The 22,394-nt window shown below is 65.6% G+C and carries 19 protein-coding genes; 4 read left to right on the top strand and 15 right to left on the bottom strand.

The window, feature by feature from the left end; genetic code table 11:
• Positions 1-86: 86 nt before the first annotated feature.
• Positions 87-1,460, top strand: coding sequence for a PQQ-dependent sugar dehydrogenase (locus ACEN8U_RS04675; RefSeq protein ID WP_310108592.1), 1,374 nt, complete (start codon positions 87-89; stop codon positions 1,458-1,460).
• A gap of 140 nt (positions 1,461-1,600) precedes the next feature.
• On the opposite strand, the gene ACEN8U_RS04670 is transcribed toward ACEN8U_RS04675, so the two are convergent.
• Together ACEN8U_RS04670 and ACEN8U_RS04665 are read right to left on the bottom strand one after the other, a co-directional pair.
• Entirely contained in the window at positions 1,601-2,617 is a 1,017-nt protein-coding gene (locus ACEN8U_RS04670) for an alcohol dehydrogenase (RefSeq protein WP_310108594.1), read from the bottom strand.
• Between the two features lie 212 nt (positions 2,618-2,829).
• Positions 2,830-3,252 (bottom strand): hypothetical protein, encoded by a 423-nt coding sequence (locus ACEN8U_RS04665; RefSeq protein WP_310108596.1) that lies wholly within the window; start codon positions 3,250-3,252, stop codon positions 2,830-2,832.
• A 206-nt stretch (positions 3,253-3,458) separates the two neighbouring features.
• On the opposite strand from ACEN8U_RS04665, the gene ACEN8U_RS04660 reads away from it, so the two are divergent.
• On the top strand, positions 3,459-4,082 hold the full coding sequence (locus ACEN8U_RS04660; protein WP_310108598.1) for a LysE family translocator: 624 nt from the start codon (positions 3,459-3,461) through the stop codon (positions 4,080-4,082).
• 20 nt (positions 4,083-4,102) lie between these two features.
• Here ACEN8U_RS04660 and ACEN8U_RS04655 read toward each other — a convergent pair whose 3' ends face one another.
• Positions 4,103-5,518 (bottom strand): PLP-dependent aminotransferase family protein, encoded by a 1,416-nt coding sequence (locus ACEN8U_RS04655; RefSeq protein ID WP_310108600.1) that lies wholly within the window; start codon positions 5,516-5,518, stop codon positions 4,103-4,105.
• 196 nt (positions 5,519-5,714) lie between these two features.
• Between ACEN8U_RS04655 and ACEN8U_RS04650 the strand changes: the two genes are divergently transcribed.
• On the top strand, positions 5,715-7,043 hold the full coding sequence (locus ACEN8U_RS04650) for an aspartate aminotransferase family protein (protein ID WP_310108602.1): 1,329 nt from the start codon (positions 5,715-5,717) through the stop codon (positions 7,041-7,043).
• Between the two features lie 58 nt (positions 7,044-7,101).
• Here ACEN8U_RS04650 and ACEN8U_RS04645 read toward each other — a convergent pair whose 3' ends face one another.
• The gene (locus ACEN8U_RS04645) at positions 7,102-7,644 is read right to left on the bottom strand and encodes a DUF6496 domain-containing protein (RefSeq protein ID WP_310108607.1); all 543 of its coding nucleotides are present in this window, start codon (positions 7,642-7,644) and stop codon (positions 7,102-7,104) included.
• Positions 7,645-7,794: 150 nt separating this feature from the next.
• Here ACEN8U_RS04645 and ACEN8U_RS04640 point away from each other — a divergent pair, with 150 nt between their 5' ends.
• Positions 7,795-8,046: a hypothetical protein gene (locus ACEN8U_RS04640; RefSeq protein ID WP_013590786.1), complete on the top strand. Its 252-nt coding sequence runs from the start codon at positions 7,795-7,797 to the stop codon at positions 8,044-8,046.
• 15 nt (positions 8,047-8,061) lie between these two features.
• On the opposite strand, the gene ACEN8U_RS04635 is transcribed toward ACEN8U_RS04640, so the two are convergent.
• The 11 genes from ACEN8U_RS04635 to ACEN8U_RS04585 form a co-directional block, all read right to left on the bottom strand.
• Positions 8,062-9,270 carry an ABC transporter substrate-binding protein gene (locus ACEN8U_RS04635; protein ID WP_310108610.1) on the bottom strand — a complete coding sequence of 403 codons (1,209 nt, stop codon included), beginning with the start codon at positions 9,268-9,270 and terminating at the stop codon, positions 8,062-8,064.
• A gap of 128 nt (positions 9,271-9,398) precedes the next feature.
• A complete protein-coding gene (locus ACEN8U_RS04630; protein WP_310108613.1) occupies positions 9,399-13,019 on the bottom strand; it encodes a molybdopterin cofactor-binding domain-containing protein in 3,621 nt (1,206 codons plus the stop codon).
• Positions 13,016-13,534, bottom strand: coding sequence for a (2Fe-2S)-binding protein (locus ACEN8U_RS04625; protein WP_310108616.1), 519 nt, complete (start codon positions 13,532-13,534; stop codon positions 13,016-13,018). The genes ACEN8U_RS04630 and ACEN8U_RS04625 overlap by 4 nt, the downstream gene beginning before the upstream one ends.
• Positions 13,535-13,565: 31 nt before the next feature.
• On the bottom strand, positions 13,566-14,765 hold the full coding sequence (locus ACEN8U_RS04620) for an amidohydrolase family protein (RefSeq protein WP_310108618.1): 1,200 nt from the start codon (positions 14,763-14,765) through the stop codon (positions 13,566-13,568).
• Between the two features lie 30 nt (positions 14,766-14,795).
• On the bottom strand, positions 14,796-15,509 hold the full coding sequence (locus ACEN8U_RS04615; protein ID WP_310108621.1) for an ABC transporter ATP-binding protein: 714 nt from the start codon (positions 15,507-15,509) through the stop codon (positions 14,796-14,798).
• On the bottom strand, positions 15,506-16,315 hold the full coding sequence (locus ACEN8U_RS04610; protein ID WP_310108625.1) for an ABC transporter ATP-binding protein: 810 nt from the start codon (positions 16,313-16,315) through the stop codon (positions 15,506-15,508). Before ACEN8U_RS04610 ends, ACEN8U_RS04615 begins: the two co-directional genes overlap by 4 nt.
• On the bottom strand, positions 16,312-18,258 hold the full coding sequence (locus tag ACEN8U_RS04605; RefSeq protein ID WP_310108628.1) for an ABC transporter permease: 1,947 nt from the start codon (positions 18,256-18,258) through the stop codon (positions 16,312-16,314). Before ACEN8U_RS04605 ends, ACEN8U_RS04610 begins: the two co-directional genes overlap by 4 nt.
• A 120-nt stretch (positions 18,259-18,378) precedes the next feature.
• Complete coding sequence (locus tag ACEN8U_RS04600) at positions 18,379-18,963, bottom strand: amino acid synthesis family protein (protein WP_310108630.1); 585 nt, start codon at positions 18,961-18,963, stop codon at positions 18,379-18,381.
• 65 nt (positions 18,964-19,028) lie between these two features.
• On the bottom strand, positions 19,029-19,619 hold the full coding sequence (locus ACEN8U_RS04595) for an amino acid synthesis family protein (RefSeq protein ID WP_035476504.1): 591 nt from the start codon (positions 19,617-19,619) through the stop codon (positions 19,029-19,031).
• A complete protein-coding gene (locus ACEN8U_RS04590; protein ID WP_310108633.1) occupies positions 19,595-20,545 on the bottom strand; it encodes a UPF0280 family protein in 951 nt (316 codons plus the stop codon). Before ACEN8U_RS04590 ends, ACEN8U_RS04595 begins: the two co-directional genes overlap by 25 nt.
• 21 nt (positions 20,546-20,566) lie before the next feature.
• On the bottom strand, positions 20,567-22,162 hold the full coding sequence (locus ACEN8U_RS04585) for a 6-hydroxynicotinate reductase (RefSeq protein ID WP_310108635.1): 1,596 nt from the start codon (positions 22,160-22,162) through the stop codon (positions 20,567-20,569).
• Positions 22,163-22,394: the final 232 nt, after the last annotated feature.

Raw genomic sequence — 22,394 nt, 5'->3', positions numbered from 1 at the left:
AGCGCCTGAGCCGCGATGCCAATATCGAAACATCACGCCGGTGCGTGAAGATTTCTCGTGCTTCACTCGGTGAACAGGAGGATAAAGTGCCGCGCTCCATTGCAAAGTGGTTGACCGTCAGCCACCTCATCGCCGCACTCGCGGCCTTGCTGCTCGTTGCCTTCCCCATTCACGACGCGGGCGCCGCCTCAGCCACGGCAGTCGCCAATGCCGCCGCGCCGGTGCTGGCCGTGACCTGCCAGCCCGCCTCCGTCACCCGGCCGCAGCCCATTCTGCCGAAGGGCTTCACCGAACAGATCCTGTTGAACGGCTGCCTGAATCAGCCGACCGCAATCAGTTTCACCGCCGACAAAAGCCGGGTTTTCGTCGCCGAAAAAGGCGGCCGGGTCTGGAACTGCGATCTCGCCTCGTCGACCTGCACGCTGTTTGCCGACCTCAGCAGCGAGGTGTGCAATGCGGACGACCGGGGGCTGCTCGGACTCGCCGTCGATCCGTTGAACGACGCCAACGTCTGGGTGCTTTACACGACGCCTCGCGGCACCGGCGCGTGCGGCGGAAATTTTCTCACCGCCGGACAACTCTCGCTTCTGACGGCCTCGGGGGAGACGAAAGTGCTGCCCGCCGCGGGCGCGACCAGCCAGACGTGGTGCTTCTATTACTCGTCTCACAGCATCGGCTCCGTGGTGTTCGGCAGCGACAACAAGACGCTCTATGTGAGTGCCGGCGACGGCGCCAGCTTCGTGCAAGTGGACTACGGCCAGCTGGACAACGCTTGCGGCGACGGCACGAATCTGCCTCAAGGCGCGTTCCGCAGCCAGGGCGTTTCGCCGTACAGCGACGGTGTCATTTTGCGCATCACGAACCCCGGCACGAGCACGCAAAGCGTCGCGACCGTCGCCAACGGCTTGCGCAATCCGTTTCGCTTTGCCCGCGCGCCGGGCTTGACGGACGACCTGTATATCGGCAACGTGGGATGGAACACGTGGGAGTCCATCGACCATTCCAGCATTGCCGGTCAGAACTTCGGCTGGCCGTGCTACGAAGGTCCTAACACCCAGCCCGACTATCAGGCCACCAACTATTGCGGCAGCGTCGGCGGCGTCACCGCGCCGTTCTTCGCTTATGCGCACCAGAGCTACGTTTCTGCCGAAGACAGCAAGGGAAAAACCTGCGGCGGCCGTCCGTCGGGCGGCGGCCCGGACCAGAACGGCAGCGTGATCTCGGCGATAGGCTTCACCGACGGCACGAGCCCGACCTATCCCGCGCCGTACGACAAGGCGTTGTATTTCGGCGACCTTCTGCGCAAATGCATCTGGACGATGCAGCCTCCCGACAATACGCCGCACACCTTTGCGAAGAGCCTGCAAGGAGGACCGGTCGACCTGAAAGCCGGGCAGAACGGTGACCTTTTCTACGTCGATCTCGTTACCAGCACGGTGAGGCGAATCACGCACAAATAGGACGGCGGCGAGCCGCACGCCCGATCCACGGGCGGCTGCGGGCCGGCAAGAGCACCTGAGGCACCTGAGGCACCTGAGGCACCTGAGGCGGCCGCTTGCCGCGACCGCCCTCACGCACAGTCGCTATGTGCGTTGCCCGCTCAGCCGACCTTCAGCACCACACGGAAGCGGGCGTCGCCGCTCATCATCCGTTCGTACGCCTCGGCGGCGCGTTCGAGCGGAAACTCCTCGATCATCGGCTTGACGCCGGAGAGCGCGCTGAATGCGAGTGTGTCCTGCGAGTCGGCGGATGTGCCCGACGGCCAGCCCTGGACCGAATTGCGGCCCATGATGAACTGCGCAATCGGCACTTCGACGGGCTCTTCCGAAATGCCGACCATGATCATCTTGCCGTTCAGCCCCAGGCCGCCGACCGCCGCGCTCATGGCCTTGCCGCTCGTCACCGTGGCGAGAATGACCCGCGCGCCGCCGAGCTTCTGCAGTGCTTCGGCCACATTGTCTGCCCGGCTGTCGATGTAGTGATGGGCCCCCAGCTCCTTCGCGAGCGCGGCCTTGTCCTGCCCGCGGGCAATCGCCACGGTGCGAAAGCCCATTTTGCGCGCGAACTGCACGCCGAGATGCCCGAGTCCACCGATCCCGAGGATGGCCACGACATCGCCTGCGCGCGCGCCGCTGTTGCGCAGCGCGTTGAATGTGGTGATGCCCGCGCACAGTAGCGGCGCGGCATCGGCGTCGGAGAGGTCGTCAGGAATACTGGCGAGCGCCTCGACCGGCGCGACCACGAACTCCGCGTAACCGCCGTCGTAGCTGATGCCGGGCACCTGCGCTCTTTCGCACAGCACGAAGTCGCCCTGACGGCAACGCGCGCACCGCCCGCAGTGGCCGCCATGCCAGCCGACGCCGACGCGCTGCCCGACTGTCCATCCCTCGATCCCGGAGCCCAGAGCGTCGATCACACCGGCAATCTCATGCCCCGGAACGCGCGGAAATTGCAGGCCAGGCCACAGTCCCTCCTTCGTCAACGAATCGCTGTGGCAGATTCCGCATGCCTGCACCTTGATGCGAACGTGGCCGTCGCCCGGCTGCGGGAGGTCCCGCTCGACGAGCGTCAACGGACCTCCGGCTGCCTCGACCTGTACCGCTTTCATCCTGGACATGGATTTCACCTCGTGAGTCGTCGATGGGATGTGCGCTCGCAAACCGCGACTGCCGGGCGGCATGCGGCGGCAGGTCGGCGTTCGAGCGCGCCTCGCGCGACACGCGGACAGGCTGCGCCGGCGTGAGCGCGGACTCATTGACCATAGTGGAAAACGAGGCGGAATCCAACCTCAGCGTCGGGTGACGGGACGCCTGAATGCGGGTGCTGTTTTTATTTACCCGCGCCGGGAAACTCGCGGCAATTGAGCAGCAACCGGTCGCCCGGCGCGGCGCCGGCACTGAGCGCCGCGGCGTGCGTCTGGCCGTCGCCGCACTGCCACTGCGCGACGAGATCGCCGCGGCACGAGCGGCTGTTTGCGCCGGCGATATCGCCCGTCAGCATGTAAGTGCAGGCTGTGCGTCCGTCGCATTGACGCGCGAGATCGGACGTCGCGTTGCCGTCCTGCTGGCCGCAGTTCCGGCCGTAGGTGGCGCTCAAGATGGTGATGGCGCTCGAGTGGCGATCCGCTGGCGCCGTCGGGCGGCTCGCGTCGGTCAGAACAGGCACGCCCTGCGCAGGTGATGCCAGCGACGCCAGCGGCGCTAGCACACCCACAACACACACTCCGACAGTGGCGAGTCGGCGGGACTTCATGATCGGCCTCCGCGCAAGCTGGAGAGCACCGGTAAATTGATTTTAGGCGCTCTGGTGACGCGCGACGGGCGACGCAACACCCCCCCGCGCGGCTTTTGTCGGACGCCCATTTCTGTACCGGACATCATCCTCCAATCCGTACAGGTACTGTACCGGCAACGCTCGCTAGAATGCTTCGACGTCCCCGCCCGATTCCGGAGCCCGCCATGTCCTATCTCACGCTCAGCGCGCTGCCTGCCGGCATCCTGTTCGCGCTCGTCACCACGATCACGCCCGGTCCGAACAACACAATGTTGCTCGCCTCCGGCGTCAACTTCGGCTTTCGCCGCACCTTGCCGCATATTTCGGGCATCAGCGCGGGCGTCGTGCTGTTGATGCTGTCGGTCGGCGTCGGGCTCGGCGAAGCCTTCGTTCATTTTCCCGTGCTGTATACGGTGCTCGAAGTGGCGAGCGTGGCCTATCTGTTGTACCTGGCGTGGAAGATCGGCACGTCCGGCGAATTGAAGGTCAAGCAGGGCGAACGCCGGCCCATGAAGTTTCACGAAGCCATCGCTTTCCAATGGGTCAACCCGAAGGCGTGGATGATGGTGCTGACCGCCGCCACGACCATTCATCTGAGCGAGAGCTACAGCATGAACGCGGTGGCCATGGCCGTGGTGTTCTACGTGATCGGCTTTCCGTGCATCTGCCTGTGGGCCGGTTTCGGCACGGCCATGCGGCGGGTGTTGTCCGACTCGCGGCGTCTGCGCGCCTTCAACATCACAATGGCGTTGCTGCTCGTGCTGTCGCTCTATCCGATTGCGATAAAGCTGGTCGGCGCCGCCGCGTGAAGCCGGCCGGATGAGCGCCGCTAGACCGCCTCGCGCCCCACTCGCTCGATGAAGCGCCACAACGCGTCGTCGGTCGAATAAGGCGCGTTAAAGCGGAACCATGCGCTCGGCTCGTCGTCCGGGCGGAAGTACGAGCCGGGCGCGAGCCAGATGCCGTGCTTGAGCGCCGCCGTCACGACGTCGCCGGCGCGCGCCGGGTCGATCGGCAGGCGAGCCCACAGAAACAGCCCCGCCCGCGGGCGATGAAACACCTCGAGGCCGAGCGAGTCGAGCCGCTCCTCGACCGTGGCGTGCGCGAGCTTGAGCCGCTCGTTCACGGCTTCCACGTGACGCGCGTAGCGCCCCTCCAGCAGCACCTTGTCGACGATCCGCTCGATCGCCTCCGACGACGTCAGTCCCACCGCCATCTTCGTGCGCGCGAGTTCGCGCAGCACCGCGCGCTCGGCGACCACGTAGCCGCAGCGCAATCCCGGCGTGACCGTCTTCGAAAAGCCGCTCACGTACAGCACGCGCTGCAAGCCTTCCATCGCGGCAAAAAGCGGCGCGCCGGACGGCGCGAGCTCGCGGCTCACGTCGTCCTCGATCACCCACATGCGCTGGCGCTCCGCGATCTGCAGCAGGCGGAACGCCGCCGACATGCCGAAGGTCGCGCCGGTCGGATTCTGCAGCGTCGTGTTGACGAAAATGGCCTTGGGCTTATGCTCGGCGACGAGCGCTTCGAGCACCTCGGTATCGACACCGGCGGGCGTGCGCGGCACGCCGTGCACCACGAGCCCGGCGAGCTTGAGAATCTGCAGCAGATTGCAATAGCCGGGATCTTCGACGATCACCGCGTCGCCGGCGCGCAGCAACGTGCGCACGATCAGATCGAGCCCTTGCGTCGCGCCCTGCGTGAGCAGCACGTTGGACACGTCGACGGGCAGCCCGCGCCGGTCGAGTTGCTCGGCGATGCGCTCGCGCAACGGCGCGAAACCATAGGGATGCCCGTAATCGCCGAGCCGCGCGGCGGGCACGCGGCTCATCGCACGCAACGCGTGTTGCAGGCCGCTCTCGTTGATCCACTCGTTCGGCAGCCAGCCGCCGCCCGCCTTGATCGGCACGGAATGATCGGCGAAGACGTCGGACAGGAGCCAGGTCGCCGTGAGGCTCGGCGGCTGCCAGTCGGTCACGGCGGCGCGCGGCGCGGGCGAGCGCGCGGCGACGCGATAACCGGAGCCGCGCCGCGCCACCACGAGCCCCATCGACACCAGACGGTTGTACGCCTCCGTCACCGTGAAGGTGCTCAGGTCGTGAGTCTGCGCCAGTTGCCGCACCGACGGCAGCAACGCGCCCGCGCGCAGCGACTGCGCCTCGATGGCTTGCGCGAAGCCCTGCACGACCTGCTCGACGAGCGTCGGGGCGGCGCGCCGGTCGCGCTCGAGGTTCAATTCGATCATGGTGAGAAGTCGTGACGAAGAAGCCGGCCGCGGCGGACTGCCCGAACGCAAGACGTCGGCACAGTTACCGCGAATCCACCAACACAGTTAGCACGACACCGCGTCAACTGTTTATGCCGCCATTAAACCGCGAACGCTACAGTTTTGGCTATGCCCAAAGAAAGTCGCGCTTGGGAAACCACTTCGAGGAGAAACCATGACTTCGCGCCCCGTCATCGACGATATGTCGTCTTTCTGGATGCCCTTCACCGCCAACCGCCAGTTCAAGGCCGCGCCGCGCCTGCTGGAATCGGCGAAAGGCATGTACTACCGCAGCTCCGACGGCCGCGAAGTGCTCGACGGCTGCGCGGGCCTATGGTGCGTGAATGCCGGGCACGGCCGCGACGAGATCGTCGCCGCGATCACCCAGCAGCTTTCGAAACTCGACTTCGCGCCGACTTTCCAGATGGGCCACCCGCTCGCCTTCGAAGCGGCCACCAAGGTCGCGGAGCTGATGCCTGAAGGCCTCGACCGCATTTTCTTCACGAACTCCGGATCGGAATCCGTCGACACCGCGCTGAAAATCGCGCTCGCCTATCACCGTTCGCGCGGCGAGGCACAGCGCACGCGCCTGATCGGCCGCGAGCGCGGTTATCACGGCGTGGGCTTCGGCGGCATTTCGGTGGGCGGCATCGCGCCGAACCGCAAGACCTTCTCCGGCGCGCTCTTGCCGGCGGTCGATCATCTGCCGCATACGCACAACCTCGAACAGAACGCGTTTTCCAAGGGTCAGCCGGCCTGGGGCGCGCATCTCGCGGACGAACTGGAGCGCATCGTCGCGCTGCACGATGCATCGACGATCGCGGCGGTGATCGTGGAACCGGTCGCCGGCTCGACCGGCGTGCTGATTCCGCCGCAAGGCTACCTGCAGAAGCTGCGCGAAATCTGCACGAAGCACGGCATCCTGCTGATTTTCGACGAAGTGATCACGGCCTTCGGCCGCGTCGGCAAGGCCACGGCGAGCGAATATTTCGGCGTGACGCCCGACCTCATCACGATGGCGAAAGCGATCAACAACGCGGCGATTCCGATGGGCGCGGTCGCGGCGAGCCGCACGGTGCACGACACCATCGTGAATGCCGGCGCACAAGGCGCGATCGAGCTGTTCCACGGCTACACGTATTCGGCGCACCCGGCCGCGGTCGCCGCCGCCATCGCCACGCTGGACCTGTATCGCAGCGAGGGCCTGTTCGAGCGCGCAGCCTCGCTTGCGCCGACGTTCGAGTCCGCCGCTCACTCGCTGCGCGGCACGAAGCACGTGAAGGACATCCGCAATCTGGGAATGATCGCGGGCATCGAGCTCGAACCGCGCGAGGGCGCGCCGGGCGCGCGCGCCTACGAGGCGTTCGTCAAATGTTTCGAGGCGGGCGTGCTGGTGCGCTTTACCGGCGACATTCTGGCGTTCTCGCCGCCGCTCATCATCAACGAAGAGCAGATCGCGCACATCTTCAAGACGGTCAGCGACGTGCTGGCTACCGTGCAGTAAAAGGCGCATGACGCGAAGCGGCGCGCGAGTGACGCGCCGCTTCCTGTATCAACCTACCTCAATGATGATGCGCGCGCGCAGCCCGCGTCTGCGCCGCTTTTTTGGCCGCGGCTGACCGTCCGGCCGCGCCCTTAGTCGCAGCGGCCTTCTTTGCCGCCGCGGAGCGGCTCGCCGCAGGACGTTTCGCCGCCGCCGACTTCGCCTGCTTCGACATGGCCGAATGCGAGGCCCCGGCCTTGCTTTCGCGCTTCAGCACATCGGTGCTCGTGCGCGAGCGTTTAGCCGTCGACTCCTTGCTGGCCGTCTTCTTCGCGGTGCTCTTCTTCGCGGTGCTCTTCTTCTGGCCCGCGGCGCTGTCCTTCTCCGCCTTCTTGCGCGTGGCCTCGCTCGCGGCGCCCTTCTTCGGCGGCTTCAGATCGACGCCCGCGCGACGTGCTTCGGACAATCCGATGGCGATCGCCTGCTTCGGCGAGCGCACGCCGTGCTTGCCGGCGCGCACCTTGTCCACCTGTTCCTTGACGAACTCTCCGGCTTGCGTGCTCGCGGACTTGCCGGCGCGTTTGTCGGCTTCGGCACGCTTGAGGGTTTTCTTCTCGGGCATGACAGTTCTCCCATTGACTGTGGCCTATGCCGTGAAGCAATGCCTGTGCCGCAACGCCGTGAAAATGGCGTGGGACTCGCGCCCTTCGGATGGACGGCGTATGGTGTAGCCAGGGGCCGGCGCACTGGACCGGTCGAACGGGAGACGCCCATGAAAATCCCCAACGTGCGCGCGGGCGCGCATATCGAAGGCGTTCATTGGATCGCCGAATACGCGGAAGACGTCCACGAAATTCGCATCTTCCGCGAAGGGCAGGAAGTCGACGTGCACGACGCGCCTTCGTCGCTATTCGGCGACGAGGAAAACGCGGGCTCGAAGAGCACCGCCGACCATCGCGCGGTCGAGGCAGCGGTGCTGGCTTATTTGAGGCGCTTCGTGGCGGAGCACGACGCGGAGGAGTAGCGGTGGGGAAAGGGCTTACTCCGCCGGCCGCAGCTTCTTCACCTCCGCGTCCGACGGCTGCACGCTCGCGCCGTCAACGTAACGATACGACGTCATCACGCCCTTGCCGTCCTTCACGCCCGTCACGCCGACGTAAGCGCCCATGGTCGACTGGTTGTCCTGCGCGCGATACGTGATCGGCCCGAACGGCGTGTCCACGCTGAGCCCCTTGAAGGCTGCCGCGAGCTTGTCGGTGTCGGCGGAACCGGCCTTTTTGATGCCCGCCGCGATGGACATCAGCGCCGAGTAGCCGACCACCGAGCCGAGCCGCGGATAGTCGTGATACTTCGCCTGATAGGCGTCGACAAACGTCTTGTTAGCCGGCGTATCGATCGAATACCACGGGTAGCCGGTCACGATCCAGCCGGTCGGCGCTTCCGCACCCAGCGGATCGAGGTAATCCGGCTCGCCCGTCAAAAGCGACACCACCGTGCGGTCCTTGAAGAGACCGCGCGTGTTGCCTTCGCGCACGAACTTGCCGAGGTCCGCGCCGAACAGCACGTTGAAAATCGCGTCGGGCTTCGCATCGGCGATGGCCTGCGTGACCGCGCCCGCGTCCACGTTGCCAAGCGGCGTGGCCTGTTCCGCCACGAACTGCACGTCAGGCTGCGCGGCGCTGAGGAGCTTCTTGAAAGTCGCCACCGCCGACTGGCCATACTCGTAGTTCGGATACACGAGCGCCCAGCGCTTCTTCTTCTGCTTCGCCGCTTCCGGCACGAGCATCGCGACCTGCATATACGTCGATGGCCGCAGACGGTACGTATATTTGTTGCCGTCGGCCCAGACGATCTTGTCGGTCAGCGGTTCGGCGGCGAGGAAAAAGATCTTTTTCTGCTTCGCGAAATCGGTGAGCGCCAAGCCCGTGTTCGACAGGAAACCGCCGAACAGCAGTTGCACCTGTTCGCGCGCAATCAGCTCCTGTGCAACGCGAATGGTGTCGCCCGGGTTGCCGTTGTCGTCGCGCGAAACGACCTCGAGTTTCTTGCCGAGCACGCCGCCCGCGCCGTTGATATGTTCCAGCGCCAGATTCCAGCCGTTCTTGTAGGGCCCGAGAAAGGCCGGCTGCGCCTTGTAGCTGTTGATTTCCCCGATCTTGATGGTCTGCTGGGCGTTCGCGCCGAAGGCGGCGAATGAAAGCACCGTCGATAGCGTAAGGCGAGAGATCCATCCTGCGCGCGTGGTCATGCGTTTCTCCGTATCAAAGGGATTGCGGGAATGCGTTGGTTTTCTGACAGCGTGTTCTGAAGGTCTTTGTATCAGGGGTGACAGCGGCGTTCAAGGCGCACGGGCGGTGTCCTGGCCGCTGCTCACGCCTATTCGGCGCGCGGCGCCGCGCGAATCCGGGCGACGCTCGCGGCCACGTCTGGCCACGCGGGCTTGCCGCCCGCGAATTGCCGCCGCAGATAGGATACGAGTTCCGCGATCTGGGCGTCGTTGAAACTGTCGCGATACGCCGGCATCGTACCGAGTTCGGGCCGCGCCGGCGAGCCGATGCCGTCGAGAATCACCCGAATCAGGTTGTCGGGCGTCGCGCTATGCAGGTTCGTATTGAGCGCGAGCGACGGGTGCGCGCCGAACAATTGCGGCCCACTGCCCGTGTGATGACACGCGGCACACGCGCCGTCGAACAGCCGCGCGCCGACGCCGGACAGTGTGCCTTCAATCGCGCTCGCTTTTTCGTATTGACGCGCCATCGCAGTCGCGTCGACGTTCGGCTCGACCGGACTGAGCGACGCAAGGTACGTCGCCATCGCGCGAATGTCGCTGTCCGGCAGCGCCGCCAGATCCGCGACGACGGGCGCCATCGGCCCCGCGGCGACGCCGTGCAGCGGCGCGTGACCGAAGCGCAGGTAGCTGAACAGCTCGTCCTCGGTCCATGGCACCGGCGAGTTCGACAGGGACGACAGCGCGGGCGCTTCCCAGCCCTCCGCGCTGCCGCCGCCCATGAAGGCGGCGCCGGTTTTCTCGGCGCCGAACGCATTGCGCGGCGTATGGCAGGCGCTGCAATGCCCGAGACCGTTGACGAGATACGCGCCGCGATTCCACTGCGCGTTTTGCGTCGGGCTCGCAGCAAACGTGTTGCGGGCGAGGAACAGGCCGTTCCATGCAGCCATCAGCGGACGCGCGCCGAACGGAAACGGCAGCTTCGTTTCCGGCGGACGGAAGCGCACGGGCGTTTGCGACATCAGATAGGCGTACAGCGCCTCGAGGTCGTCGTCGGAGGTATTTTTGAACGAGGTGTACGGGAACGCAGGATACAGCCGATGCCCGTCCCGGCTGATACCTTCGCGCATCGCGCGAACGAACGCCGCGAGCGACCACGCACCGATGCCGGTTTGCGCATCGGGCGTGATGTTGGTGCTGTACACAGTGCCGAACGGCGTGTCGAGCGGCTTGCCGCCGGCGTTCGGCACGCCGTTGTGCGCCGTGTGACAGACCGCGCAATTACCGAGCGACGCGAGCACTTTGCCGCGCGCAACCAGTTCGGGCGCGAAGGCGCTCGCGAGCGGCGGCGCCATGGGCGCGAGCGCCGACGGCGCCAGCGACAACGCCCCGAGCCAGCCCGCCGCCCCGGCCGCGAATGCGCCTAGAAAACCGAGCCGCCAGCGCTTTTTCCTGCGCGCGGCGGCCTCCTCGGCCTGCGCGTCGGCGAGTGCGGCGCGAATCGTTTCGGGCGTGAACGGCGGCCGGCGAAAACGCACGCCCGTCGCGTCGTACAACGCATTCGCAATCGCGGCCGCGCCGGGCAGCGACGCCGACTCGCCGGCGCCCATTGGCGGCTCGCCGTGACGCGGCATCATCACGACGTCGATCACCGGTACTTCGCGGAACGTGAGGATCGGATACGCGCCCCACTCCTGGCTCGTCACCGCGTTATCGCCGAAAGTGACGCGTTCTTTCAGCGCGCGGCTCGCCGCCTGGATCACATTGCCGTGAATCTGATGACGCACGCCGTCCGGGTTGATCGTCGTGCCGTTGTCCTGACCGACCACGACGCGCGTCACCGCGAGTTCGCCGCTTCTGCGATTGACTTCGACGTCGGCGACCCACGCGCACCACGCCGCGCCGAAGCCGGGAAACTTGCTGTGCACGTAGCGCGCGTAGGCAATGCCTCGGCCGCGTGCAATGTCGCCATCGTCACGATGCGCGCTGCTTGCAGGCTGGCGAGGCTGCCAGCCCGCGCGTTCGGCCACCGCCTTCAGCAGGTCGGCCGCGCGCGGGTCGCGCACATGCTTCAGACGAAACTCGAGCGGATCGTCGCCCGCCTCGGCCGCGAGTTCGTCGATGAACGACTCGTGCGCGAAAGTGTTCGGCAACGCGGAGACGCCGCGCAGCCAGGACGCACGCACGATAGGCGGCGTGTCGTCGCAGACGATGCGCATTGCGCGGTAGTCGTACGGCGGCACGGCCGTGCGGTCGCCCATTTCGAACACCTGCGGCTGCGGCGAGAGCGTGCCGGTGAGCAGGAGCGCCAACGTAGGCGCGTCATTCGACGGATAACGCGTCGCGAAGTCGTAGGCCGCGAGCTCGCCCTCGGCGCTCAACGCACCGCGCACATCCATCAGTTGCGCGGCGCCCTTGGGCTCCCACGCATGCTCGTCCTCGCGCGAAAGCTGCACGCGCACGGGCGCGCCCGTCGCACGCGAGAGCAAGGCGGCATCCGCGGCGACGTCGTCTGCGCAATTGCGGCCATAGCAGCCGGCCGCATCCATGCGCACGATCTCGATCTGCGCTTCGTCCATGGTCAGCAGCAACGCGAGATCCGCGCGCAGCGAATGAGGGTTCTGCGTACCCGACCACACCTTCAACGCGCCCTCGCCCTCGCGATAATCGGCGACCGCGCATGAAGGCCCGATGGACGCGTGCATCTGAAACGGCCACACGTAGGTGCGATTCAGCGTGCGCGCAGCGTCGTCCGAAAGCGCCGCGTCCACGTCGCCCTCGATCACGAGGTCGCGCCGCTTCGCCGGATTCGCGCGCAACGCGGCCTCGACTTCCTCGCTGGTTTCGAGCGGCGGTAATGGCGTCGCGTTTTTCCACTGCACGTCGAGCCGCTTCGCAGCCTGTTGCGCAATTTCCTCGCGCTCCGCCACTACGCCGACGAAGTCGCGTATCACCACGACCTTCACGATGCCCGGGAGATCGCGAATCGACGCTTCGTCGACGCGCAGCAGACTATTGCCGACGAAATCGCCTTGCGCCACGCCCCCATACGGCGGACGCACCACGCGCCCATGCAGCATGCCGGGCACGCGCACATCGTGGACGAAGCTCAATTCGCCGGTTGCCTTCGCGGGAATATCGACGCGCGCGGCGCGCTTGCCGACCACCTTGTAGGCGTCGGGGGATTTGAGCGGCGCGTCGGTGGTCAACTGCAGTTCGACGCGCTGTCCCGCGATCAGCTCGCCGTAGCCGATCGGCTTGGTGGCAGCCGCGGCGCCGCGTTGATACACGGTGCCGTCGCGCACGTCGAGTTCCTCCACGCCGACGGCAAGCCGCGTCGCCGCCTGCGCGACGAGCCATTGCCGCGCCTGCGCCGCGGCATGCCGCAACGGCACCGCTGTAATCTGCAGCGTGGCGCTCGCAATGGTCGGCCCCTGATTCGGCGTCTCGGTGGTATGGCCGAGCACGATCGAGACGCGCGTCAACGGCACGTCGAGTTCTTCCGCGACGATCTGAGCGAGCGCGGTACCGATGCCGGTGCCGAGATCGACGTGACCGTTGAACGCGACCACGCTGCCGTCGTCGCGCACGGCAAGGAACATGTCGGCCTCGGTGGGCACGAACGACGACCGCGAGCCGGGTTGGCCGGCCGCCGGTTTGACGGGCGCCTGCGGCGGGCGCGTGACGATCAGCACACTCTGCGCGTCGTAGAGCTGCTTACGCGATGGCGGCGCCGCGCGGCGATCGACGCTGAAGTCCGGTCCTGTCATGCGCACGCTCCTTTGTGCGCGGGGTCCTGAGCGGGCTTTTGCTGCGCAAGCAACTCAGCGGCGAGCTGCACCGCACGCACGATCTCCACATGCGTGCCGCACCGGCAGAGGTTGCGCGACAACTCGCGTTGAATCGTCTCAATGCTCGGATGCGGATCGCGCTCGAGCAGCGCCTTGGTCGTCATGATCATGCCGCTCAGGCAATAGCCGCACTGCGCGGCCTGTTCTTCGATAAACGCCTGTTGCACCGGATGCAGCGCGGCCCGCGTGCCCAATCCTTCGAGCGTGGTGATCTCATGGCCGAGCGCCACCTTCGCGGTCGTCACGCACGCGCGGGTCGGCATGCCGTCGAGCAGCACGGTGCAGGCGCCGCACTCCCCGAGTCCGCAGCCGAATTTCGGGCCGTTGAGCGCCAGGTCGTTGCGCAGCAGGTAAAGCAAGGGCGTGTCGGGGCAGGCGCTGACAACATGCGTCGCGCCGTTGACCTTCAGCGCGAGCGGCGCCGGGCCCTTCATGAGCGTGCCGGCCGTACCGTGCGAGGCGCCTTCATAGCACCACCGGCACTTCGGTCGCGGGCGGCGTGTTGCGGCTGCGCCGGCAACGGATCAAGCCGTCGATCATCACCATGCCGACGCCGGGAATATCGCCCAGTTGCACGCTTTCGAGCAGGCTGTCCGCAGCCGTATGCTGCGCGCGATCCATGAACACCAGATCGGCGGGACGGCCGACTTCGATCAGCCCCTGGCGCAGGTTGCGTTGCCGCGCGGTGTTACCGGTCGCAAAGCAGAAGGCAATTTCCGCGGGCACGTCGGCGAGACTGGAAATGAGCGCGATCATGCGCAGAATGCCGAGCGGCTGCACGCCGGAACCCGCGGGGCTGTCGGTGCCGAGAATGATGCGATGCGGGCATTTGAGTTCGATCGCATGACGCGCCGTCAGCAACGCAATGCGTTCGTTGCCGTTATGGACGATTTCAAGCGCACGGCTCGACTGCTCGCACAAGTCGCAAACATGACGGTAAGAGAGCGAGGTGTGGCCGCCGTTGATATGGCCGATCACGTCCGCGTCGGCGGCGAGTACCACGTCGCGGTCGATCAGCCCCGAGCCCGGAATCGACGGACCGCCGGTGTGAATCGTGCTCTGAATGCCGTATTTACGCGCCCACGCGACCATCTGCGCGGCTTCCTCGCCGGCTTTCACGCTGCCGAGGCCCACTTCGCCGAGCAGCTTCACACCCGCTTCCGACAGCTCCTTGAAGTCCTCCTCCACCATGCCTTTTTCGATGACCGGTGCGCCCGCCATGACCTTGACGCCGCCACCCACGCCCGCGCCACGCATGCCCTCGAACGAACGCTGCGCGGTGATCGCCAGCGCCTTGACGCCGAGCACATCTTTCGGACGACCAGGTAAATGCACTTCGCCGGCCGAGATCATCGTCGTCACGCCGCCATTCAGATTCGATTCGATCCAGCCGAGCTGATTCTGGCGCGGCGTCCAGTCGCCGAATACCGGATGCACATGCGAATCGATGAGGCCTGGCGCCACCGTGGTGCCTTTGCAATCGACCGTGGTCCGCGCGCCTTCCAGGTCGCAGTCGTTTTCGTTGCCGACGGCGACGATCACGCCGTCGTCGATCACGAGCGTGTTGGCGTCGAGAATCGGCTGGTCGATGTCGCCGGATAACAGCAGGCCGATGTTCGTTACCACGACCTTGCCCGACAAGCCTGTCAACGTCTCTGCTGCCATCTGCCTCTCCTTTTCCCAACGACGGTTCGATCACACGCTCAGATAAGCGCGCCTCACTGTTTCGTTCTTCGCCAGCTCGCCGATGGTGCCGCTAAAGCGGATCTGCCCTTTTTCGAGGACATACGCGCGGTCGCTCACCAACTCGGCGAAATGCAAATTCTGTTCGGACAACAGAATAGACAGCCCCTCGCGCTTGAGCTCGAGAATCATATTGGCCATCTGCTCGACGATCACCGGCGCGACACCTTCCGATGGTTCGTCCAGCAGCACGAGGTAGGGGTTGCCCATCAGCGTGCGCGACACGGTCAGCATCTGCTGCTCGCCGCCGCTCATCTGGCCGCCGGGGCGCTTCGGCATTTCGCCGAGATTCGGAAACAGACGGAACAGCTTCTCCGGCGTCCACTGCGGTGCGCCTTCGCGCGGCGGCTGGCGGCCCGTATCGAGGTTTTCCATCACCGTCAGGTCCGCGAACACGCGCCGGTCTTCGGGAACGAAGCCCATGCCCATGCGCGCAATCTTGTACGGCGGCAGCGCGGCGATGTTCTGCCCGCGAAACGTCACCTCGCCGCGGCGGCGCGGCAGCAGGCCCATGAGCGCCTTCATCGTGGTCGATTTGCCGGCGCCATTGCGGCCCATCAACGCGACGACTTCGCCGCGCCCCACTTCGAGACCGACGTCGAACAGAATATGCGCGCGGCCGTAAAACGCGTTGAGGCCCGCGACTTTCAGCATCGGCTCGCTCATTGCAGGACCCCTTCGCCAGTCTGGCCGCCGGCCGTGCCGTGCAGCGCCGCGTGCGGCTGAAACGTCTTGCCGGTGCCGAAATACACTTGCTGCACGCGCGGATCGTTGCGGATCGCGTCGCCGTCACCCTCCGCAATCAGCTTGCCGCGCGCGAGCACGATCATGCGGTCGGCGTAGGCGAACACCACATCCATGCTGTGCTCCGTGAATAGCACGCCGATTTTCTGCTCGGTGACGAGCCGTCTCGTCAGCGCCATCAATTCGTTGCGCTCCTTCGGCGCCATGCCGGCAGTGGGCTCGTCCATTAAAAGCAGCTTGGGTCGGTTGGCGAGCGCAATGGCAAGTTCGACGCGCTTGACGTCGCCATACGCGAGCACGCCGCATGAACGGTTCGCGTCGGCGGCCATGCCGACCTGTTCAAGCAGCGCGAACGCTTCATCGGCGTAGCGCGAACCTGCGGACTTCCATAGGCCGAAGGTTTTCCGCTCGCGAGACACGAGGGCCATCTGCACGTTTTCGAGCACCGTCATCGAATTGAAGGTGGCGGCAATCTGGAAGGTGCGGCCCACGCCGAGCCGCCAGATGTCGCGCGGACGCTTGCCGACGAGCTCATGTCCGTCGAAGCGGATCGAGCCCGACGAAGGCGGCAACTGTCCGTTGACCATGTTGAAGCAGGTCGATTTGCCCGCGCCGTTCGGGCCGAGCAGCGCGAGAAGCTGGCCGGCTTCGAGCGTGAACGAGACGTCGTCGACAGCCTTCAGGCCTCCGAACGATTTGGAGAGGCCAGACACTTGCAGCAAGCTCATAGCCCCTCCTTGATCGCCGTGCGTTGCGAAGCAGGTGTTGCGGTGTTCTCCGGGTTGTCTTTTTCGCGCGTGTCGTCGCCGAAACGGTCGCGGATAAACCCGACAATGCCTTGCGGAAACGCGATCACCAGCAACAGAATCGCGAGGCCGAGCAGCGCCTGCCAATAATCGGTCTGCCGCGCGACCGTGTCCTGCAGCCAGGTGAACACGGCCGCGCCGACTATCGGCCCGGTCAGCGTCTGCAAGCCGCCGAGCAGCACCATCACGAGGCCGTCCACAGAACGGCTCACGCTGATCACTTCCGGCGAGATCGTGCCCTTGGAGAACGCATACAACGATCCCGCGAGCCCGCAGAACAGCGACGCGATGACGAACGACGCCCACTGCACGCGCTTCACGTCGATACCGATCGCCTCCGCGCGCAGCACCGAATCGCGCGACGCGCGCATCGCGAAGCCCAGCGGCGAAAACAGCATGCGCCGCAAGAGCCACACGCCGAGAACGGCGCACGCGAGCGTCAGGTAATAAAACGCCACCGGCGACGATAGCCAGTCCGCCGGCCACAACCCGAGAATGCCGTTGCTTCCGCCCGTCACATCGTCCCATTGGAAAACGACCGACCAGACGATCTGCGCGAACGCGAGCGTCAGCATCGCGAGATAGACGCCGGACAGACGCACGCAGAACCAGCCGAACACCAGCGCGCCGCCGACTGCGAGAAGCGGGGCCAGCAGCAGCGCCGCTTCCATTGGCAGATTCAGCACTTTGAGAAAGAGCGCGGCTCCATAGGCGCCGAGCCCGAAGTAAGCCGCGTGGCCAAACGAGTGCATGCCGCCCGGCCCCATGATGAAATGCAGGCTCGTCGCGAACAGCACGGCAATCAGGATTTCCACCAGCAGCACCGGCATGTACGGGAATGCATTGGCCGTCAGCGGCGCAAGCAGCAGAATCAGCAACGCAATCGCGGCCAGCCATTTCAAGCGCTTGCCCGCGGGACGCAAGGGCGTGTCGGGCGCCGCCATGCCGCGCACCGCGGCGCTCGCACGGCCGAGCAGCCCCCACGGCCGCACGACGAGCACCACCGCCATCACGACGAATTCGGCAACCAGCGTAAAGCGGCTGAGCGAGAGGCCGACACCGAAAATGCTCACATGTCCAATGCCGATGCACAGCGCCTTGATCTCCGCGATGATCAGCGCGGCCACGAACGCGCCCGGAATCGAGCCCATGCCCCCGACCACGACGACCACGAACGCATTGCCGATCGTCTCCAGATCGAGCGAGAGATTGGCGGACATACGCGGGCCCTGCAGTGCGCCGCCGAGACCCGCGAGAAATGCGCCGACGAAAAACACGCCGGTGAACAGCCACGCCTGGTTGATGCCGAGCGCGCCGAGCATCTCGCGGTCCTGCGTCGCGGCGCGCACGAGCGTGCCCCAGCGCGTGCGCGTCAACGCATACCAGAGCAGCAGCAACACCACCGGGCCGATCACGATCAATGCGATGTCGTAAGTCGGCAGCGGATGGCCGAGGAAATCGACGGCGCCCGCCAGATGCGGCGCGCGCGGCCCGAACAGATCTTCCGGGCCCCACAGCCAGAGCGCGGCATCGCGAAAGATCAACACGAGCGCGAACGTGGCAAGCAAATGGAAAAGCTCAGGCGCCTGATAAATGCGCCGCAGAACAACGACTTCGACCAGTGCGCCGAGCACCGCGACAATGAGCGCCGCCGCCAGCACGGAAAGCCAGAAGCCCCCGGCCGTATGCCCGAAGCGGCTCGCGATGCTGTACGCAATATAGATGCCGAACATGTAGAACGAGCCGTGCGCGAAATTGACGATGCGCGTCACGCCGAAGATCAGCGACAAGCCCGCGGCGACGAGAAAGAGCGTCGACGCGTCGGCGAGTCCGTTGACCAGTTGTACCAGCAAATTCGAAAGCATCGAGACCCTCGGCCTGCAGACGTTGCAGCGCGTGCGGCACCGCGCTCGCACGCATCAACGGCAGCACACTACCTGAAACAAATCCCTGATGGGGACTCGTCGAACAATTGCATGCGCACCTCAGCGCAATCCATCCTCGCCCTTGATCTCGTTTGCCTGCAATCCGCCGATGCGCGGCAACGGCCGGCCCGCGGCCGTCACCGCGACCGCCACGACAATCTCATTGGCGCGCGGCGCGTCCGACACGCGCGCCTCGATCGCATCGAAATGACTGCGCACGTACGCGGCGTCCTTGTGGCCGAGCGGCACGTCGATCGCCGTGCCGAGCGTGCCCATCTTTTTCGCAGACGGCACGAGCGCCGCGCCCTTCTCAACCGCCGCGCGCAGCGGCGCGCCGAGCTTCGGATGCAAGATCGCCGCCGCGTGCTCCAGTTCGCCTGCTTCACCGACAATCGCGGCCTTGCCGTAGCTCTGCGCTTCGCCCGGCTCGATACCGAGCGCCTCGACGCAGCGCTTGCCGAGCAACGCGCCGAGTTCCTCGCCGGCGTCGATCAGCGCGTCGAGCTTCGCTTCGTAGCGGCCCGCATACGGGTTTTCGATCACGGCGATCGCCACCGCGCGACGCGTGGGCGGATCGACGTTCTGGCCCATTTCAATGCACGTTTCGTCCACTTGCACGACCAGCTTGCGAAGCCTGATTGCCATTTCGCTCTCCGAATTTCGATGTCTCTGTCGTCATGTCCAGCGGGTTTGAAGCCTTGGAGCGCGTCTTAGCGCAAGCCGTCCTTGCCCACAATCGCCTCCTTGGCGAGCCCGCCGACACGGGCATGCACGCGCTGCCCCGTGCTCATCGCGAGGATGTAGACCACTTCGTCGGCAGCGGGCGCGCCCGGCACACGCACTTCGATCGCGTCGAAGTGGCTGCGCACGTAGCTCGCATTGACATGCGTGAGCGGCACGTCGAGCGCGGTGGACGGCGCCCCGACTTTTTTCGTCGACGGCACGATCGCGTTGGTCGGCACGCCGTTCTTTTCGAGCAGTTCGCGCATCGCATAGCCGCCTGGAACATGCCACAACGCGCCGTGTTCGAGTTCGCCGCGCGCGCCCACAATCGCGCCCTTGCCGTAGCTTTCTATCGACGCATGCGGAACCGCCATCGCGGCGAGCAGCCGTTGCGCCATATCGAAGCCGATGGGCTTGAGCGCTTCCATGGCGTGCTCGATGCTGGCCTCGTAACGGCCGGCGAACGGGTTCGTCATCACGGCGGCAATCGCGCCGCGTCTAAGCGGCTGTGCCGGTGCGGGCCCGAACTCGTGAAAGATGTCTTCGACGTGCGTCAGCACGCGGCGTATTTCGAACACGAAGCCTCCGTTGTTGAGTGCGCGCGATGCAGCCTCAGCAACGCGCTTTCGGTCTCGTGCAGGCCGGCGATCCGCACGCGTCCTTGCAAAAATAATGCGGCGCCTTCTATCAAACCATGATCCTGCAAACGCCGCGCGGCCGCGACGCCGCGTGCGAGCGCGAAGTCGACAAGCGGCTGCGGCAGCGCGGGGACATCCACGGTCACGAGCCGGTCGCCCAGATCGGTATCGTCTTTCAGCGACGAAGCGGGCGCGCGCACGATGCCGGCGTGGTCGAGGTCCACCGCGTTCGCGATCATCGTCGCGGCAGCGTCGGCACTGGCCGCGTCGCGCGCGAGCACGGTCACGCTGTCGGCAATGCCGAAACTGAAACTGCGGCCGCGCCAGCCGCTCGTCGCGATGCCGCGAATGGGCAGGCTTGCCTCGAGCGTCAGGTCGGCGTCGAGCGTAGCGCCGCTGTTTGCCATGCGCATTGCCGGCAGCGCCTGCGAGAGGTCGGCAAACACACCAACGCGAAACTGCCGCCCTTCGCTCAGATGAAACGCAATGTCGCCGCCATTGTTGATGTACGCGCGCGAAATGCCTTCACGTTTGAATGCGCCGATCAGTTCATCGGCGACACTGCCGGCAACGGCCGCCATCGGCGTGATAAAGCGCGCGCGATGCGGATGACACGCCGACCACATGCGCCGTGCCACCACACCCTGCAGCGGACATTCTTCGACAGCCGCCTGTGCGCGCAATGGTTCCCGCAGCAGCTTCAACTCACTCACCAGTTCGGGCAGTACGCCGACGAAGCGCCTCCAGCACGCTTCATACGCGGCTCGCAGCGCGTCGGAATCGCCCTCGGCGCTCAGAATGAGATCGATCGGGCCATGCTGCCAATGCCAGCGCGTCGCGTCGAGACGGGTGCGGGTCGGGTTCATCGCTTCCTGTGCGCGTGGCGCCTAGCCGAGCATGGGCGGCATGGCCGGCGGCCATGGATTGTCGGGATTACGCGCCAAGGTGCGGCGCGCGAGCGGCGCGCCTTCCGTATGCTCCGGGCCGCTCGCCAGCACGTTCTCCAATGATCGCACCGCATCCAGGTGGCCGCCCAGATCGCGATAGGCGTCGTAAGTCATGGTGAATTCGATGGGCGCGACGATTGCCGGCGTGGGGACTGTGCCGAACGACCCGTCAGGCATGCGCGATACGTCGACCATCACGGTGATGCCGCCGCCTGGCCACACATAGGCCGGCGCGCCGCCGCAGGTCACATTCACAAGTTTCTGCTTGATCGCCCGCGTGAGCAGCACCGGGTTTTCGGTCGCGCCCGCACGCAGACTGCCGCCCGCGCCGCCGAGAAACAGCACCGTGGCAAGCGAAGGTTCGCAGTTTTCGCCGATACGCTCCACCGTGCGACGCACGGCGTCCGGCATCGGCGCGATGCGCGGTACGAGGTCATGATCGAGTTCGTACCACTGCGCGTGCTCGCCGGTGGTCGACACCATCAGAAGACGCAGGCCAGGCTTCGCGACTGCGGGATCGAAGCCTTCGATAATCGTAACGGGGTCCTGAATATCCGTGCCGCCCCAGCCGGTGCCCGGATTCGCCACCTGAAAATAGCGGCCGGGCGTCGACTTGCGTCCGCGAATCTTGATGCCCGAGCGCGTCATGCCGAGGCAGCGCCCCGCCTGATGCTCGGTCAGCACGCCGGTGATGTGATCGTCGACCACGACGACTTCATCTGCATGGCCGAACCATTGTTTGGCGAAAATGCCGATGGTCGCCGAACCGCAGCCCACGCGCATGCGCTGCTCTTCGACACCGTCGACGACCGGTGCCGCGCCCGCGCGAATCACGAGGCTCGCGCCGCCGTCTATGCTGAGTTCCACCGCCTGCTTGTTGCCGAGCGCGAGCATCATGTCGCACGTCACGCGTCCTTCTTTCTTGCTGCCGCCCGTGAGATGATGCACGCCGCCGAGACTCAGCATTTGCGAGCCGTATTCAGCAGTGGTCACGTGGCCGACAATTTCACCGTGGCACCGCACGTTCGCCTGTTCGGGTCCGAGAAAGCGGTCGGTGTCGATTTTGACCTTGAAACTGCAATAGCTGAAGATGCCTTCCGTGACGACCGTGACCATGTCGACGTCGTCGCGCTTTGAGGCAACGATAAAAGGCGCAGGCTTGTAGTCGGGATAAGTGGACGATGCGCCCACGCCGGTCACGAAGAGCGCTTCTTGAGAAGCCGGCTCCTGTGCCGTGGACGACGCGCCGAAATCAACCAGCGCGTCCGTGCTATCGGAACGCGAACTGGCGTTCGAGAGAAACACCACGGGGTCGACACGAATCAGCCGTCCGCTCGCATTCGCATAACGGTCGCACGCGCCGGTGCGCCCTTCCGATATCTGGCATAGCACCGGGCAGGCGTTGCATTCGATCTTGTTCGACGCCATGCGGTCGTTGCGCGGCGCCGCCTTCTCGAGCACGGTGGGACCCGGCGTCGAGGCGATTTCGCCGTCGACGCTATCCGCACCGAAATCGACCTTCGTATGTTCTGTCATGGCGGGGTTCCATACGACGACATTACAATCGGTCCAGCCCGGCTGCCGAAAAGCCCTTATCTATAGGGGTTTTCGCGTGACCCGCACATTTCCATGTTGCGGCCACTCACCGTTCGTGTAGTATCCGCTACACCAAACTTGCCTGAAATCTACCCGATCAAAATAGACTGCGCAATGAGTTTCCCGTGCACGTGCAGATGGTGCGGCGCCGCATTCGACGGCTCGTCCGGCT

Origin of the sequence: Paraburkholderia phenoliruptrix (assembly GCF_047325075.1) — a bacterium.
Lineage (GTDB): Bacteria > Pseudomonadota > Gammaproteobacteria > Burkholderiales > Burkholderiaceae > Paraburkholderia > Paraburkholderia phenoliruptrix.
Note: the sequence above shows the minus strand (reverse complement) of the source record. Positions and strands in the feature narration are given on the sequence as shown.

Excerpts from the sequence above, each read along its gene's own strand:
- ACEN8U_RS04650 (WP_310108602.1), top strand. The coding sequence starts at position 5,715 with ATGACTTCGCGCCCCGTCATCGACGATATGTCGTCTTTCTGGATGCCC.
- ACEN8U_RS04630 (WP_310108613.1), bottom strand. The coding sequence starts at position 13,019 with ATGACAGGACCGGACTTCAGCGTCGATCGCCGCGCGGCGCCGCCATCG.
- ACEN8U_RS04655 (WP_310108600.1), bottom strand. The coding sequence starts at position 5,518 with ATGATCGAATTGAACCTCGAGCGCGACCGGCGCGCCGCCCCGACGCTC.
- ACEN8U_RS04660 (WP_310108598.1), top strand. The coding sequence starts at position 3,459 with ATGTCCTATCTCACGCTCAGCGCGCTGCCTGCCGGCATCCTGTTCGCG.
- ACEN8U_RS04590 (WP_310108633.1), bottom strand. The coding sequence starts at position 20,545 with ATGAACCCGACCCGCACCCGTCTCGACGCGACGCGCTGGCATTGGCAG.
- ACEN8U_RS04620 (WP_310108618.1), bottom strand. The coding sequence starts at position 14,765 with ATGGCAGCAGAGACGTTGACAGGCTTGTCGGGCAAGGTCGTGGTAACG.
- ACEN8U_RS04670 (WP_310108594.1), bottom strand. The coding sequence starts at position 2,617 with ATGTCCAGGATGAAAGCGGTACAGGTCGAGGCAGCCGGAGGTCCGTTG.
- ACEN8U_RS04635 (WP_310108610.1), bottom strand. The coding sequence starts at position 9,270 with ATGACCACGCGCGCAGGATGGATCTCTCGCCTTACGCTATCGACGGTG.
- ACEN8U_RS04585 (WP_310108635.1), bottom strand. The coding sequence starts at position 22,162 with ATGACAGAACATACGAAGGTCGATTTCGGTGCGGATAGCGTCGACGGC.
- ACEN8U_RS04615 (WP_310108621.1), bottom strand. The coding sequence starts at position 15,509 with ATGAGCGAGCCGATGCTGAAAGTCGCGGGCCTCAACGCGTTTTACGGC.
- ACEN8U_RS04600 (WP_310108630.1), bottom strand. The coding sequence starts at position 18,963 with ATGGCAATCAGGCTTCGCAAGCTGGTCGTGCAAGTGGACGAAACGTGC.
- ACEN8U_RS04610 (WP_310108625.1), bottom strand. The coding sequence starts at position 16,315 with ATGAGCTTGCTGCAAGTGTCTGGCCTCTCCAAATCGTTCGGAGGCCTG.
- ACEN8U_RS04640 (WP_013590786.1), top strand. The coding sequence starts at position 7,795 with ATGAAAATCCCCAACGTGCGCGCGGGCGCGCATATCGAAGGCGTTCAT.
- ACEN8U_RS04645 (WP_310108607.1), bottom strand. The coding sequence starts at position 7,644 with ATGCCCGAGAAGAAAACCCTCAAGCGTGCCGAAGCCGACAAACGCGCC.
- ACEN8U_RS04625 (WP_310108616.1), bottom strand. The coding sequence starts at position 13,534 with ATGAAGGGCCCGGCGCCGCTCGCGCTGAAGGTCAACGGCGCGACGCAT.
- ACEN8U_RS04605 (WP_310108628.1), bottom strand. The coding sequence starts at position 18,258 with ATGCTTTCGAATTTGCTGGTACAACTGGTCAACGGACTCGCCGACGCG.
- ACEN8U_RS04665 (WP_310108596.1), bottom strand. The coding sequence starts at position 3,252 with ATGAAGTCCCGCCGACTCGCCACTGTCGGAGTGTGTGTTGTGGGTGTG.